General features: G+C 40.9%; 16 protein-coding genes. 10 read left to right on the plus strand and 6 right to left on the minus strand.

Translation table 11 applies throughout. The features are described from left to right. Positions 1–85: 85 nt before the first annotated feature. Positions 86–967, minus strand: coding sequence for a hypothetical protein (locus H6614_12475; protein MCB9244481.1), 882 nt, complete (start codon positions 965–967; stop codon positions 86–88). A gap of 146 nt (positions 968–1,113) precedes the next feature. Here H6614_12475 and ald point away from each other — a divergent pair, with 146 nt between their 5' ends. Next, positions 1,114–2,235, plus strand: a complete 1,122-nt coding sequence (gene ald, locus H6614_12480; GenBank protein ID MCB9244482.1) for an alanine dehydrogenase — start codon at positions 1,114–1,116, stop codon at positions 2,233–2,235. A gap of 83 nt (positions 2,236–2,318) precedes the next feature. Here ald and thpR read toward each other — a convergent pair whose 3' ends face one another. Together thpR and H6614_12490 are read right to left on the minus strand one after the other, a co-directional pair. Next, a complete protein-coding gene (gene thpR, locus H6614_12485) occupies positions 2,319–2,870 on the minus strand; it encodes an RNA 2',3'-cyclic phosphodiesterase (GenBank protein ID MCB9244483.1) in 552 nt (183 codons plus the stop codon). Positions 2,871–2,874: 4 nt separating this feature from the next. Beyond that, positions 2,875–4,314, minus strand: coding sequence for a T9SS type A sorting domain-containing protein (locus tag H6614_12490; protein MCB9244484.1), 1,440 nt, complete (start codon positions 4,312–4,314; stop codon positions 2,875–2,877). 265 nt (positions 4,315–4,579) lie between these two features. On the opposite strand from H6614_12490, the gene H6614_12495 reads away from it, so the two are divergent. The 7 genes from H6614_12495 to H6614_12525 all read left to right on the plus strand — a co-directional run bounded on the left by H6614_12495 (position 4,580) and on the right by H6614_12525 (position 10,446). Then, complete coding sequence (locus H6614_12495; GenBank protein MCB9244485.1) at positions 4,580–5,695, plus strand: tryptophan 2,3-dioxygenase; 1,116 nt, start codon at positions 4,580–4,582, stop codon at positions 5,693–5,695. Beyond that, positions 5,692–6,480, plus strand: a complete 789-nt coding sequence (locus H6614_12500) for an SDR family oxidoreductase (GenBank protein MCB9244486.1) — start codon at positions 5,692–5,694, stop codon at positions 6,478–6,480. The genes H6614_12495 and H6614_12500 overlap by 4 nt, the downstream gene beginning before the upstream one ends. A gap of 52 nt (positions 6,481–6,532) precedes the next feature. Next, the gene (locus tag H6614_12505; GenBank protein MCB9244487.1) at positions 6,533–6,907 is read left to right on the plus strand and encodes a GxxExxY protein; all 375 of its coding nucleotides are present in this window, start codon (positions 6,533–6,535) and stop codon (positions 6,905–6,907) included. A gap of 42 nt (positions 6,908–6,949) precedes the next feature. Further along, positions 6,950–7,246 (plus strand): DUF4286 family protein, encoded by a 297-nt coding sequence (locus tag H6614_12510; GenBank protein ID MCB9244488.1) that lies wholly within the window; start codon positions 6,950–6,952, stop codon positions 7,244–7,246. A 2-nt stretch (positions 7,247–7,248) separates the two neighbouring features. After that, a complete protein-coding gene (locus tag H6614_12515) occupies positions 7,249–8,706 on the plus strand; it encodes an aldehyde dehydrogenase (protein ID MCB9244489.1) in 1,458 nt (485 codons plus the stop codon). Positions 8,707–8,802: 96 nt separating this feature from the next. Beyond that, complete coding sequence (locus tag H6614_12520; protein ID MCB9244490.1) at positions 8,803–9,288, plus strand: transposase; 486 nt, start codon at positions 8,803–8,805, stop codon at positions 9,286–9,288. Between the two features lie 33 nt (positions 9,289–9,321). After that, on the plus strand, positions 9,322–10,446 hold the full coding sequence (locus H6614_12525) for an FAD-binding oxidoreductase (protein ID MCB9244491.1): 1,125 nt from the start codon (positions 9,322–9,324) through the stop codon (positions 10,444–10,446). Between the two features lie 163 nt (positions 10,447–10,609). Here the strand turns inward: H6614_12525 and H6614_12530 are convergent, their stop codons facing one another. Continuing rightward, complete coding sequence (locus tag H6614_12530; protein ID MCB9244492.1) at positions 10,610–10,948, minus strand: hypothetical protein; 339 nt, start codon at positions 10,946–10,948, stop codon at positions 10,610–10,612. A 75-nt stretch (positions 10,949–11,023) separates the two neighbouring features. Here H6614_12530 and H6614_12535 point away from each other — a divergent pair, with 75 nt between their 5' ends. After that, positions 11,024–11,662, plus strand: a complete 639-nt coding sequence (locus tag H6614_12535) for a hypothetical protein (GenBank protein ID MCB9244493.1) — start codon at positions 11,024–11,026, stop codon at positions 11,660–11,662. A 10-nt stretch (positions 11,663–11,672) separates the two neighbouring features. Continuing rightward, positions 11,673–12,224, plus strand: coding sequence for a GrpB family protein (locus H6614_12540; protein ID MCB9244494.1), 552 nt, complete (start codon positions 11,673–11,675; stop codon positions 12,222–12,224). On the opposite strand, the gene H6614_12545 is transcribed toward H6614_12540, so the two are convergent. Continuing rightward, positions 12,209–12,502 carry a hypothetical protein gene (locus H6614_12545; GenBank protein MCB9244495.1) on the minus strand — a complete coding sequence of 98 codons (294 nt, stop codon included), beginning with the start codon at positions 12,500–12,502 and terminating at the stop codon, positions 12,209–12,211. The two genes, H6614_12540 and H6614_12545, sit on opposite strands and share 16 nt — an antisense overlap. A gap of 39 nt (positions 12,503–12,541) precedes the next feature. Further along, the gene (locus H6614_12550) at positions 12,542–13,273 is read right to left on the minus strand and encodes an SDR family NAD(P)-dependent oxidoreductase (protein MCB9244496.1); all 732 of its coding nucleotides are present in this window, start codon (positions 13,271–13,273) and stop codon (positions 12,542–12,544) included. Between the last annotated feature and the right edge of the window lie 8 nt (positions 13,274–13,281).

Genomic DNA, 13,281 nt, shown 5'->3' on the forward strand with positions numbered 1-13,281 from the left:
GTAAATCCCGCCTTAAATAAGGGAATATAGGGTGAGGAAAGAATGAAAGCAAAGAGAAAAGGGTTAGATACGTATATATACTTTTTTATGTGGTCTTAAAAAAATACCACCCGTTACCAATTTCTCTTATCATGATAAATTTACTTTTTTCAATTTTTGGTAAGTCTTTATTATCTTCAACATATAAATATCCACCTGTATCATCGAGTATTCCACCAATAGTGAAGAATATCACATTGGGATAGATTCCTCCCGCACGGTTGTATTCTTTACTTACATTAGTAATTAAAAGAGCTTTTTTGTAATACTCAATTATGTAAGGAAGTTCACGAGGTTCATCCAGATTAAAATCTTCCGGCATTATTCTATACTTAGCTTCCCTAAGAAAAGAGTCAAACCTGTCCGCATTATCTATAAAATGATCAATGATAGATCTATCATCCTTTAAAAGCAGCTTAGATGTTTCTATAAAAAATTCAATCTTCCCAAGATCTCCTCCGTGGGTGGCATATTCTTCCTTCTTTTCCGGCGTCATTTTTTCCCATTCTTTTATAGCCATTATTTGAAGCCCAGACATTGCCAGGGCTCTATGCGCTTCAAGTTTCCAGCCGTTCGAATTGATAAAATAAAGGTAGTGATCTTCTGAAGCTCCGTTTTCCGAAATGTTAACACTCACAACTGCTGACTCTGAATCCATTTCAATTATTTCCGCATTTACTGACGGATCAATAAACTCTACTTTACCTATCATCTTTTTCAGACTATCAAGTTCCTGTTTTTCTTCTTCTGTTAATTCCTTTTCCTTGTTTTCCATATACCTCTTCAGAATCTCGCCGGTCAGATAATCGACTAACCCAGTCGTATCTTTTCCAAAGTACTTCCCTGCAATTTCAACGGGTGAAAGCTCTTGTCCAAGAGAAGGTAAGTAAAGAATAAACAAAATTATAAATATCAGTAATTTTCTCATACCGAATAATAATTAATAATCCCTAAATATGTTACTGATAAAGCATTAACTTTTTAAACCGAGCGGTTTACCGTGCAATTGAATTGAATAACTTACCTAAATCCCTTAATTTGATAGGTTATTCCAGAAAATTAAATTATAATACAATGATAATTGGCGTTCCAAAAGAGATAAAACCGGCTGAGAACAGGGTAGCTGTAACACCCAGCGGCGCGGAGATACTTATAAATAACGGGCATGATGTATATATAGAAACAAATGCAGGAAAGGGAAGCGGGTTTTCAGATGAGGATTATACTGAGATAGGAGCGAAGATACTGAACACTCCACAGGAGGTCTATGGTATCGCAGAAATGATAATAAAGGTTAAGGAGCCGATAGCTCCCGAATACAGCCTAATAAAAGAAGGGCAGATCGTATTTACGTATTTCCACTTTGCTTCATCGGAAGAGCTGACAAAGGCAATGATGAACACGAAGTGTATCGCAATTGCATACGAGACGGTTGAGAAGGCAGACGGTTCACTTCCACTGCTGATACCGATGAGTGAAGTAGCGGGAAGAATGGCAACACAGGAAGGCGCGAAGTTCCTCGAGAAGGTAATGGGCGGACGCGGTATATTGCTTGGCGGTGTACCGGGAACGATGCCGGCAGAGGTAGTAGTGCTCGGCGGAGGAGTAGTTGGAACGAACGCGGCAAAGATAGCGGCAGGATTCGGAGCAAGAGTTAAAATCATGGATAACAATCTCTACAGGCTGAGATACCTGGATGACGTGATGCCAAAGAACATTGTAACGATGATGAGCTCACCGTACAATATCAGAGAAGCAATTAAAACGGCTGATCTCGTGATAGGCGGAGTATTGATCGCCGGAGCAAAAGCGCCGAAGCTGATAACAAGAGAAATGCTTTCGCTGATGAAGGAAGGATCGGTAATAGTGGACGTATCGGTAGATCAAGGAGGATGTATCGAGACGACAAAACCAACAACACACGATGACCCGACATTCGTAATAGACGGCGTTGTACACTACGGAGTAGCAAATATGCCGGGAGCAGTACCATTCACTTCAACAATAGCTCTGACAAATGCAACACTGCCGTACGCAGTACAGCTGGCTAACAAGGGTTACATGCAGGCATTGAAGGACAGCCTTGAACTAAGAAAGGGGCTTAACGTAATAGACGGAGTGATAACATATAAGGGTGTGGCGGATGCATTCGGATTCGATTACACTGACGTGGATACTGCATTAGGGTTGAAATAACAGGTAATTTTTTATATTATTTAGAAGTTTTTCATGTTGTATGTTCTTTTTCGGGTCTTCCGGGGGTGGAAGACCCTCTTTTTTTACAGCTCAAATCTTTCGCGTTTGGAGTACACGGAGCCGGTTGGCTTTAATTTACTCTCCATAAGATAAAACGCTTCCGCTTCAAATTTTATATCAAACTTCATTTCGGATAACCTGGTTAAATTAACTTTCCTGTCACGTTTCACTCTTCCCAGAGTAATATGCGGATGAAATTTCTTATCCGATTCAAATCCAAGGTCATACATTTGTTTATGCACACTCTCCGCAAGTTGGAGTAGTTTGCCGTCATCTTTAATATTTGCAAAAAGTACCCGCGGTGAACGGAGATCCGGAAATGCTCCAATAGAATGAAGATCCAACGCTAACTTTCCTTTATTGTAATCAATAGAATTGAGAGAATTTTTTACGCGGTTTAGTTCACCGGAAGTAATATCCCCAATAAAAAAGAGCGTGATGTGAAGTTTCTCGTTTGATTCCCACCTCATGGATGAGAGTTCGCGGTTAGTCAGGACGGCTTTTATCTCCCCGGTAACGCCGTTGAGTTGCTGTTTTATTTCGGAGGGCAGATTTATTGAAACGAAAGTCCGCATATACTTATTTTAACAGAATCATTTTCTTCGTCTCTTTAAAACCGTCCGTTATGAGCGAGTAGAAATAAACACCGCTGTTCAATTCCTCTGCGTCGAAATTTGCACTGTAAATACCGGGCTTCATCGTTTCGTTTGCGAGGACAGAGACTTCCCTGCCGAGAGCATCATAGACCACGAGTTTGACATTAGACGTTCGTGCAATTTCGAAATTGATATTAGTCGACGGGTTGAACGGATTTGGATAATTTTGTGAAAGAGAAAAATTACCGGGTAACTCATTGTAGAGGGTTTGAATGCCTGTAATGAGAGAATACTTTATTGTAACGATGTCAGTGGTTAATCCACTAATAACAGCCTCACCGGTAACATATACTCCGGTTGAATCAACTTGGATACCCCATGCACGGTCAAGGGTATTGCTAGCTCCATTAAAAAGTTTTTTCCAGAGAATATCTCCTTGAGGGGAATATTTAATTGTAATGTAATCTTCGTCAAAAATGAACCCCAGATTTTGTTCTGTAGAGAAACCTGTAATATATACATTTCCTGAATCATCAAGGCAGATATCGCTTCCAAGACCATTGTCACTAGAAGAGGTTGAATAGTAATTATCCCAGATTAGTTGACCACTCGAATCTAACTTTAATGTAACGATTATTCCATTTGGGGATGAGATACTACCAGTTACAAAGACATTATCATTTTCATCTAATATACTGCTAAAGGGCATTGTAGCGTAAAATGGTACGGGGAAATGATTGTAGTTCCAGATTCTTTCTCCATTTTGGGAATATTTTATTACCGTTAGAAAAACCCCATATCCACAAACAATAATATTTCCATTTTTATCAAAATGTAAGTTGGCCGTCTCACCAGGATTAGCTGACGGTGATTGTCTTACCCACAATAAATTACCGTTCGGATCATACTTTACGATTGCCATGGAATCTGCATCAACATTATATCCTAATATGTATGAATTTCCTGAACTATCGACGATTATATCTTCAGAATACATCGAAGCAGTAAAATAATACTCATGCCAAAGTAATTGACCATTTGAGTCAAACTTAATTGTTAAGGTTGTATGATTTCCTTCGCCTGTAACATAAACGTTTCCATTCAAATCAACATAAATGGCTAGTCCTTCTTCGCTACTTCCAGTTACATATTTTGAATTCCAGATTACCGTTCCAGTTGAATCGAATTTCCATACAATCAGGTCATTATTTGATGCGATAGAATCGGCATAGCCTACAACGTAAACATTTTGTTCATTATCTATGGCAATATCTGTAAATTGAGCAAAATGGAAATTAGTATAAGTAGATGACCAAATTAAATTACCTGATGTATTATATTTCAGAAGTACAGCTTTCTGGGGATTTGGAGTTCCCTCCGACCTTCCCGCAATATATAAATTTCCAGCACTATCTTTTTCCATGCAAACTGGAACATCCATATGATTTTGGCCATTGTAATTTGACATCCAAATGTAACTAAATTGAGCATTTACTTGAGTGCTAAGTAATGCCAAAAAAACCACTAAATATAATCTAAGCATGTTAATTAATAGTTATCTAATAGATTTTTAAAATAAGTTTATCTAAATGTAACTTCAAATCTAAAATTCACATTACTCCAATCTATCTTTAAATAGTCATTCCGTTAAGGTATTTTACTAAATATCCATAAAGAAAACACGTAAAATGGCAAAGAAATATCCTCCCGTATATTATGGTGACTACCTGGATCTGGATAAGCTATTGGATTCACAACACAGGAAAAGCGAGGAGTACGGGCACCCGGCTCACGATGAGATGCTCTTTATAATAGTTCACCAGGCGTATGAGCTGTGGTTTAAGCAGATAATATTCGAGCTGAACTCGGTAGTAGATATGTTCGATGATAATAAAGTGGATGAGAGGAACATCGGTATAGCGATCTCGAGGCTGGACAGGATAACGGAGATACAAAGAATATTGATAGATCAGCTGAGGGTGCTGGAAACAATGACACCGCTGGACTTCCTGGACTTCAGGGATTACCTGGTGCCCGCGTCGGGATTTCAAAGCGTACAGTTTAGAACAATAGAGAATAAGCTGGGTCTGCGCACAGACATGCGGGTAACATTCGGAAGCAAGGAATATCACGAGCTGGTTTCTGAGTCACATCAGAAGGAGCTCATTAATTCCGAAAAGAACATGTCGCTGTTGGAAGTTGTAAACGGGTGGCTGGAGAGAACGCCGTTCCTTAAAGTTGACGGGTTTAATTTCATAGAGCAGTATAAGGGAGCAGTAAATGAGATGCTGGATTGGGAAAAGGATGTTATAGCAACGAACCCGGAATTTACGGATGAGAAGAGGGAGAAGCAGTTCGTCGCGCATGAAGGAACAAGAGAGAGCTTCGCACCACTATTCGACGAAGAGAAATACAACAAGCTCATCGTGGAAGGAGAGAAGAAATTTTCATATAAGGCGACACTGGCGGCACTCTTCATTAATCTCTACAGAGACGAGCCGATACTTCACATGCCGTACAGGTTTCTTAATTTGCTGGTAGATATAGATGAGAACTTCACCACATGGCGATACAAGCATGCACTGATGGTACACAGAATGATAGGCGCGAAGATAGGTACGGGAGGTTCATCGGGACACAGCTACCTGCTAAAAACGGCTGAGAAGCATAAGGTCTTTAGAGACCTCTTCGATATGACGACGTTTATGATACCGCGGTCATCACTTCCGGTACTCCCCGAAGATCTAAAAGTAGAACTTGGTTACTACTATACCTACTTAAAAGAAAGGGAGAGCACAAGATGAACATATCCCTCGAGGGAAGGAATGCTATTGTCTGCGGAAGCACACAAGGAATAGGCAGAGCAATCGCCGAGCAATTCGCCGAGTCGGGCGCGTGCGTAACGCTTATTGCCAGAGACGAACACGCGCTTAATGAAGTAAAAGAAGGACTGTCCGATCATGCGAACCAGCGACATCAGAGCATTGCCGTGGATTTCACACAACCGGAAGATCTGAAGCGAAAGCTGGAAGTTTACGTTAGTCATAATCCTTCTGTCCATATACTTGTGAACAATACAGGCGGACCCAAGGGAGGCGATATTGTAAACGCGAGCCCGGAAGAATTCGAGAATGCATTTAAGATGCATGTGATATGCAACCAGATCCTTGTGCAGGCATTAATGGACGGAATGATGAAGGAGGGATACGGAAGGATAATCAATATAATTTCAACATCTGTAAAACAGCCGATAAAAGGGCTCGGTGTTTCAAATACAACACGCGGGGCAGTAGCAAGCTGGTCCAAGACCATGGCGAACGAGCTGGGGAAATTCGGGATAACGGTAAATAACCTTCTTCCCGGCGCCACACAGACAGGACGAATCGAGGATATTATTAATAAAAAAGCCGAGAAAACCGCAAAGAGTATCGACGAAGTGAGAAAGCAGATGCTCGCGGAGATTCCGGCGGGACGGTTCGCAGAGCCGAATGAGCTAGCATACGCAGCGACGTTCCTCGCCTCAGATAAGGCGGCTTATATTAACGGTGTCAGTATAGCGGTGGACGGCGGAAGGATGGGATGTTTATGAAAAATCTTGAGCCACGAATTGCACTAATTTCACAAGTTTTTATTGCTAAGCTTTGACCAACTTAACATATAAAGAGGAAAGTTATGAAATTGTAGGAATTTGTATGGATGTTTACAATGAACTTAGAAAAGGGTTTTTAGAAATTGTTTATAAGGATGCTTTAACATATGAGTTCAAGAAAAGGAATATACCATTTGAAAGAGAGAAAGAGTTTGAAATAAGATATAAAGAAGTCATGCTTCCCCATTGTTATTATGCAGATTTTGTGGTATTCGATAAAATTATACTTGAGATAAAATCAAAAAATTCAATAGCTGAAGAGCATGTAGCTCAAGCAATAAATTATCTTGCTGTTTCAAAATTTAAACTGGCCTTAATTATTAATTTCGGAGAAAAATCATTAAAATACAAAAGAGTAGTTTTATAAAAAAAATCCGTGTAATTAGTGAAATTAGCGGCTAAAAAAATTATGATACTATATAATGTTACAATTAACGTGGATGATGAGATACATGATGAGTGGCTGGAGTGGATGAAGGGTGTTCACATACCGGATGTAATGGCAACCGGGTTATTTGTCGATAGTAAGATATTCAAGATACATACAGGAGATGAGGGAAACACATACTCGATACAATACTTCAGCAATACGATGGATGACTATGAAAAATATCAAAGCGAACATGCGCCCCGATTACAAAAAGAGCATTCGGAAAAGTATAAAGATAAGTTCACAGCATTCAGAACAATTTTAGAACAGGTATAATAATGGAAAAAATACGAAACTACATCGGCGGGATATTCACGACGCCATATAACAGCAACTATTTCAATGACCATAACCCGGCAACGGGCGAAGTATATACAATGATACCGGACTCGACAGCAGACGACGTGGAGATTGCCGTACAGGCGGCGAAGAAGGCATTCCCGATGTGGTCGAACATGCCGGCGGATGACCGTTCTAACTGGCTGATGAAAGTAGCGGACAAGATAAGGGAAAATCTAGAAAAGTTCGCGCTGGCTGAAGCCAACGATAACGGGAAGCCACTCTGGATGGCAAGAGAGATTGACATTCCGCGCGCAATAAAGAATTTCGAGTTTTACGCAACAGCTATAAGGCACTTCGCAAGCGAAGCACATGTTACAGACAGCGAGGCAATTAATTACACGATAAGACAGCCTCTTGGAGTAGTGGGAGCGATCTCCCCGTGGAATTTACCATTGTACCTGTTTTCATGGAAGATAGCACCTGCGCTGGCCGCGGGTAACTGCGTGGTGGCAAAGCCGTCCGAAATTACTCCTATGACAGCGTATTTGCTTTCGGAATTATGTATAGAGATAGGGTTTCCGGAGGGAGTATTAAACATCATACATGGTTACGGCAATAAGGCGGGAGCAGCGATAGTGGAAAACCCGGGTGTAGATGCAATAACCTTTACGGGGGGAACAGCGACAGGTGAAGCAATAGCGCGAGCGGCGGCGCCAAAATTTAAAAAGCTGTCTCTAGAGCTCGGCGGGAAGAATCCGAATATAATCTTCGCAGACTGTAATTATGAGGAGATGCTCGAAACCACGATACGGTCATCATTCTCCAACCAGGGCGAGATATGTTTGTGCGGTTCCAGGATATTCATCGAGATGCCGCTTTATGAAAAGTTCAGGAAAGATTTTGTTGCAAAGGTAAAAGAGCTAAAAGTGGGCGATCCGCTCGAGCCTGACACAAAGATAGGCGCGATAGTTTCAAAAGAACATTATGAGAAAATATTATCATACATCGATCTTGCAATAAAAGACGGAGGAAGGATACTTACCGGAGGAGACATAATAAGCTTCGAGAAACACCGTTCGAAAAGATGCCAGAACGGATGGTTCATTGAGCCGACAGTGATAGAGGGACTCGATTATACCTGCAGGGTAAACCAGGAAGAGATATTCGGACCGGTGGTAACGCTGATTCCGTTCGAAACCGAAGAACAAGTTGTAATGATGGCAAACAGTACAAAATACGGGTTGGCATCGATATTATGGACAGAGAATTTAACACGCGCGCACAGGATCGCTTCACAGCTGGATGCCGGAATAGTCTGGGTGAACTGCTGGATGCTGAGGGACCTGCGTACACCATTCGGCGGAGTCAAGGCTTCCGGTGTAGGCAGAGAGGGCGGATACGAAGCGCTGGAGTTTTTTACGGAAGCAAAGAACGTGTGCGTAAAGATAAAGTAGAACCAATACAGTAATACCACGAATTTGCACAAATTGCTTTCTTAATTTTACTCTAAATTTAATAGCAGGCGACGTCACGTGACGTCGCTCTTTACTATGCACAAGAATTCTCAAAAAAGAATAGTTTTAGAAGAATCCATCTATTTTATAACTACAAACACTCACAATTCTTATCCTTTTTTCAAAGATTATCAATTATGCGAAGTATTGAAAGCAGATATACACTTAACCAAAGAATTAAAAAACTTTGCTTTGTTTAGTTATAAAATTAATCCCGATCATATTCATATTTTATTAAAACCCGGTACCCAAGCAAATATTTCTGAAATAATGAGATCGTTAAAGACTAATTCTTCAAGAAACATTAATAGACTTATTACCTTTGCTCCAGAAAAGAAGATTAAGAGATTCAAATGGCAAAAATCATATAACGATCATATCATAAGGGATGATGCTGATTTTAAAAAACATTTAGAATATATTGAAAACCAATGGATTAAACATAATCTTAGAGAGAATAGATATTATTTTATTGATATGGATTTATGCGGAGATTATCTAGGATGTGGCGACGTCGCGTGACGTCGCCTGCATTTTTATAATTTAACTTCTTTTATGCTTTCATTCTGGGAAAAGAATTCATTTTTAAATTGGGATTATATAATAGTAGGCAGCGGGCTTGTAGGGCTTTCCGTTGCCTGTTCTATTAGAGAGAAGAACCCAAAGGCGGAGGTTCTAATACTTGAAAAGGGTATATTCCCGACAGGCGCCAGCACAAAGAACGCGGGGTTTGCCTGCTTCGGGAGCCTGTCCGAGATATTGAGTGATATCGAAGCCAACGGTGAATCGAGGACAGTTGAAATTATTGAGAAGAGATGGCGGGGTATCGATGAACTTCGCAAAAGATTAGGCGATGAGAATATAGGTTACGAAAATTACGGCGGGAGCGAGCTGGTTTTCGACAGGAACATAAACATTGTGGATCAGATAGACTACGTGAATGAGCTTTTGAAAGGGGTTTTTAAAGGAGAAGTTTTTACTAGAAGAGACGAGCTAATCGACCAGTACGGGTTCAATAAGGGTTATGTGAAGGGGCTGGTATATTCGCAGCTCGAATCACAGCTCGATACGGGAAAGATGATGCGGTCGTATATCAAATACGCCGGGACGCTAGGGATACAGATAATAAACGGGTGTGAGGTAAAGCACTTTGAACAAACAACCGACGGAGCGGATGTCACTACATATCACAGCATCCTAAATGAAGACGTTGTTTTCAAGGCAAAGAACATGGTTATATGCGCGAATGCTTTTACAAGATACATTGTGCCGTCAGCGCCATTCAGGCCCGGTCGGGGGCAGATACTCGTAACAGACCCTATACCGGGATTGAAATTCAAAGGAGTATTCCACTTCGATGAAGGATTTTATTATTTCAGGAATTATGGTGAAAGAGTGATATTCGGCGGGGCAAGGAACACAGCATTAGAAGAAGAAGCCACTGACAGGTTCGAACATAACCACGAAATACTGATGCACCTGAAATGGATACTTGACACGATCATTCTTCCGGGACAGGACTATGGTATTTCGGATGCGTGGACAGGTATAATGGCATTCAGCGAGAACAAACTTCCCGTCGTAGAAAAACATGATGGCGTGATGATGGTGATGAGTTGTAATGGTATGGGTGTTGCGTTAAGTAGTTTAACGGGTCAGGAAGTTGCCGAAATGATCTAATCCCCCACTCTCAATCTCTTCAGTCTAATCATAGAAAAATTATCAATAGTTGAATTCAGTATAGCATCTCGTAATGCAAGCAAGTCGTCGGAGAAACGGAGCTCGGCACCGGATAATCTGATCTTTTCCGGAAGATTATCAATGGGTTCAACCGAGAGTGGTACTACTTCATTTGGGTTACAATAATAACCGGCAATCTTATCTTTAAGAAAGAAACCTCCTCGCTGAAAGTATATTTATAGATGACAGTGGAGTTTAATTCCTCCTCCATGTAATCGGGAATGGTTATTATCTTATCAGCAATTGTATCTCTGAAGAATCTCTCTATGTCCTCCGCAGACGAATTAACCGACTTACCGTAAATTATACGCGGGCATTGACGGGGAAAGAAGTAGTTCACGCAGTGTTCTTCATCGATGCACCATACAAGAGGCGGATTGTCTGCAATTCTCCTTGGTGAAAAAACCTTTATGTCAGGGTCATCGCTGAAATGGTAGAGCATAATGAATTAAAATTCGAGTGAAATTAAAGATAATAAAACTTATTTTAAAATCTCTTCTAAATAAACATACACATCATGAATTCAGTCTGCTATGAGTTAAAAACTAAATGCGATGCATGCGGAAACCCGCTGGTTGTAAATGCTGCCGTCACAGATGTATATTGCAAGATCTGCAATACAATGAACAAAATTACTGAAGATAACTGGTACTCTCTGCTGGAAGATGCAGTAAAAGAGGGACCAAGGCTTGCGGAGAATGAGGGGCAGACGACGACACATTTTATGGGGCAGTATCAATTCAGCTCGATGTACGGTAATCAAAAAGCGCGATGCGAAAAGTGTAAGACCTCCGTCCCGGAGGAGAAGATAACCGAATTCACACAGGCAGGAATTTACAAATGCGCTAATTGCGACAATGATGTTTCTGTGAGACCAGCGCCGGAATTCCTTAAGAAGAGGTTTTCTAATATGGAATACCTGGTAGCGGAGGACGAGAACATGCTGGCAAAGGGACAGGAAGGATATGAACCTCCCAAGCTCGATAAGCCTGTGATATTTTCCTGTCCATCATGCGGAGGAGCGCTAAAGGTGGACGGCTCAAACAGGATGATAGACTGCGAATTTTGTAAATCGACGATATACTTGCCCGATGACTTGTGGTTCAGGCTACATCCGCCAAAGATCGTCGAGAGATGGTACATGATGCTTAAGTGAGAAGTCAAAGGTGAAAGGTCAAAAGATAATAACAATAGTCGATTACAATCCTGAGTGGCCCGAGATATATGAAAAGGAAAAAGGGCTGATCGACGGTATACTAGCGGACATCGATCATCAAATCGAGCATATAGGAAGCACTTCAGTAAAAGGACTAGGAGCAAAGGCAGTTATAGATGTTATGATCGGGCTGGAGAATTTCGACAGAGACAGTGAAAAGCTAGTCGAACTTATTACGGGAGCCGGATATAACTACATCGACACATTCGAGCACACTATGCCATACAGGCGGTATTTTAATAAACCCGGTGAAGGCGTAATCACCAAATACCACGTCCACAGCGTGCAGACAGGAGGATGGTTCTGGAACAGGCATATCGCCTTTCGTAATTACCTTCGTGACCATTGCGATGTAAGGGATGAGTACTGCAGGGTAAAGAAGGAGCTGGCAAAGAAAGTATGGGATGAGAATAATGATTATGCATGGGCAAAGACGGATTTTATCGTACCGGTTCAGGAGAAAGCGCTGAAGATATACTTTCCGGATTATGAGAAGGGTTGAGTTTCAGAGTCGATATATTTTTCAAACCCGCCGTTGTATTCATTGTTGAAGTGATCCTCTATCCATTGTTTAAATTCATCCAGAGAAGCGGGTTTGTATTCATTTCCATTTGAGATTATCTTTATCTGAATTCCTTCATTTATTTTCCTTCCGATCTTCCAGAGAGCAACAGCGCAGTATTTATAGGGGGAGGCGGTATCGTACATCTGAGCATCCTCAAGCGCAAGAACTTTAACTCCGTTTTCCAGGAAAGTATGTATTATTTTAAAATCCGCCACCCCGTAAAATTCGAATTATTGAGAACAATTTCAAGATTATTAACTTTTTCTAATAATTTTCGAGATCAAACCCGGAAAGAATCTGTACAAAAAATTCATCTTCTTTATCTTAGAAACTGTGATGATATCTTTACCAGACCATAATTCTTTAGTAATAAGTTCAGCCATCTCTTCAGCAGGCATCTTATCAGTATCCCTGCCGGATGTCATATTAGTATCGACAACAGGCGGAATAATCTCAACAACGCGGGCTTTTTCCTCTTCCAGCTGATACCTTAAACCAATGGTAAAGCTCTTGAAAGCCGACTTTGTCGCGGAATACACAATCGCATTCTCTTTTGGAGTAACCGCGAGAGCTGATGTAACGTTAGCTATCAATGGATCAGCATTGGAAAGCAGCAGAGGCAGCAGACGCGATGTCAAAAGAACGTGCCCGGTGAAATTACAATCTATTTCATTTTTAATTGTCTCGTGGTAAGCTGTATCATTGAGCATGCTGTAATTATACTGCACTCCAGCATTATTTATCAGGACGTTCAGTCCGGGATGTTCCTGCTCGAGTTTCAATAAAAGTGAATCGATATCTGCAGAATTTGTTATGTCACATTTGTAAGTTACAATTCCTTCTTTGGAAAGCTCTTCGAGTGATTCTTCATTTCTACCGGTTATTATTACGGTGTTACCTTTTGAGTTAAGTATGTGTGCAAGTTCTTTACCAATTCCGGATGTTCCCCCGGTTATTAATATTGTGCTATTGTTTGTTGTTTTCATTTTTCGAT

The sequence above is a fragment of the Ignavibacteriales bacterium genome (assembly GCA_020635255.1).
Lineage (GTDB): Bacteria > Bacteroidota > Ignavibacteria > Tepidaquicellales > Tepidaquicellaceae > JAEYVS01.

Coding starts and splice junctions, on each gene's coding strand:
- H6614_12525 (MCB9244491.1), top strand. CDS start 9,322: ATGCTTTCATTCTGGGAAAAGAATTCATTTTTAAATTGGGATTATATA.
- ald (MCB9244482.1), top strand. CDS start 1,114: ATGATAATTGGCGTTCCAAAAGAGATAAAACCGGCTGAGAACAGGGTA.
- H6614_12520 (MCB9244490.1), top strand. CDS start 8,803: ATGCACAAGAATTCTCAAAAAAGAATAGTTTTAGAAGAATCCATCTAT.
- H6614_12500 (MCB9244486.1), top strand. CDS start 5,692: ATGAACATATCCCTCGAGGGAAGGAATGCTATTGTCTGCGGAAGCACA.
- H6614_12515 (MCB9244489.1), top strand. CDS start 7,249: ATGGAAAAAATACGAAACTACATCGGCGGGATATTCACGACGCCATAT.
- H6614_12495 (MCB9244485.1), top strand. CDS start 4,580: ATGGCAAAGAAATATCCTCCCGTATATTATGGTGACTACCTGGATCTG.
- H6614_12550 (MCB9244496.1), bottom strand. CDS start 13,273: ATGAAAACAACAAACAATAGCACAATATTAATAACCGGGGGAACATCC.
- H6614_12510 (MCB9244488.1), top strand. CDS start 6,950: ATGATACTATATAATGTTACAATTAACGTGGATGATGAGATACATGAT.
- H6614_12490 (MCB9244484.1), bottom strand. CDS start 4,314: ATGGAAAAAGATAGTGCTGGAAATTTATATATTGCGGGAAGGTCGGAG.
- H6614_12530 (MCB9244492.1), bottom strand. CDS start 10,948: ATGCTCTACCATTTCAGCGATGACCCTGACATAAAGGTTTTTTCACCA.
- H6614_12475 (MCB9244481.1), bottom strand. CDS start 967: ATGAGAAAATTACTGATATTTATAATTTTGTTTATTCTTTACTTACCT.
- thpR (MCB9244483.1), bottom strand. CDS start 2,870: ATGCGGACTTTCGTTTCAATAAATCTGCCCTCCGAAATAAAACAGCAA.
- H6614_12535 (MCB9244493.1), top strand. CDS start 11,024: ATGAATTCAGTCTGCTATGAGTTAAAAACTAAATGCGATGCATGCGGA.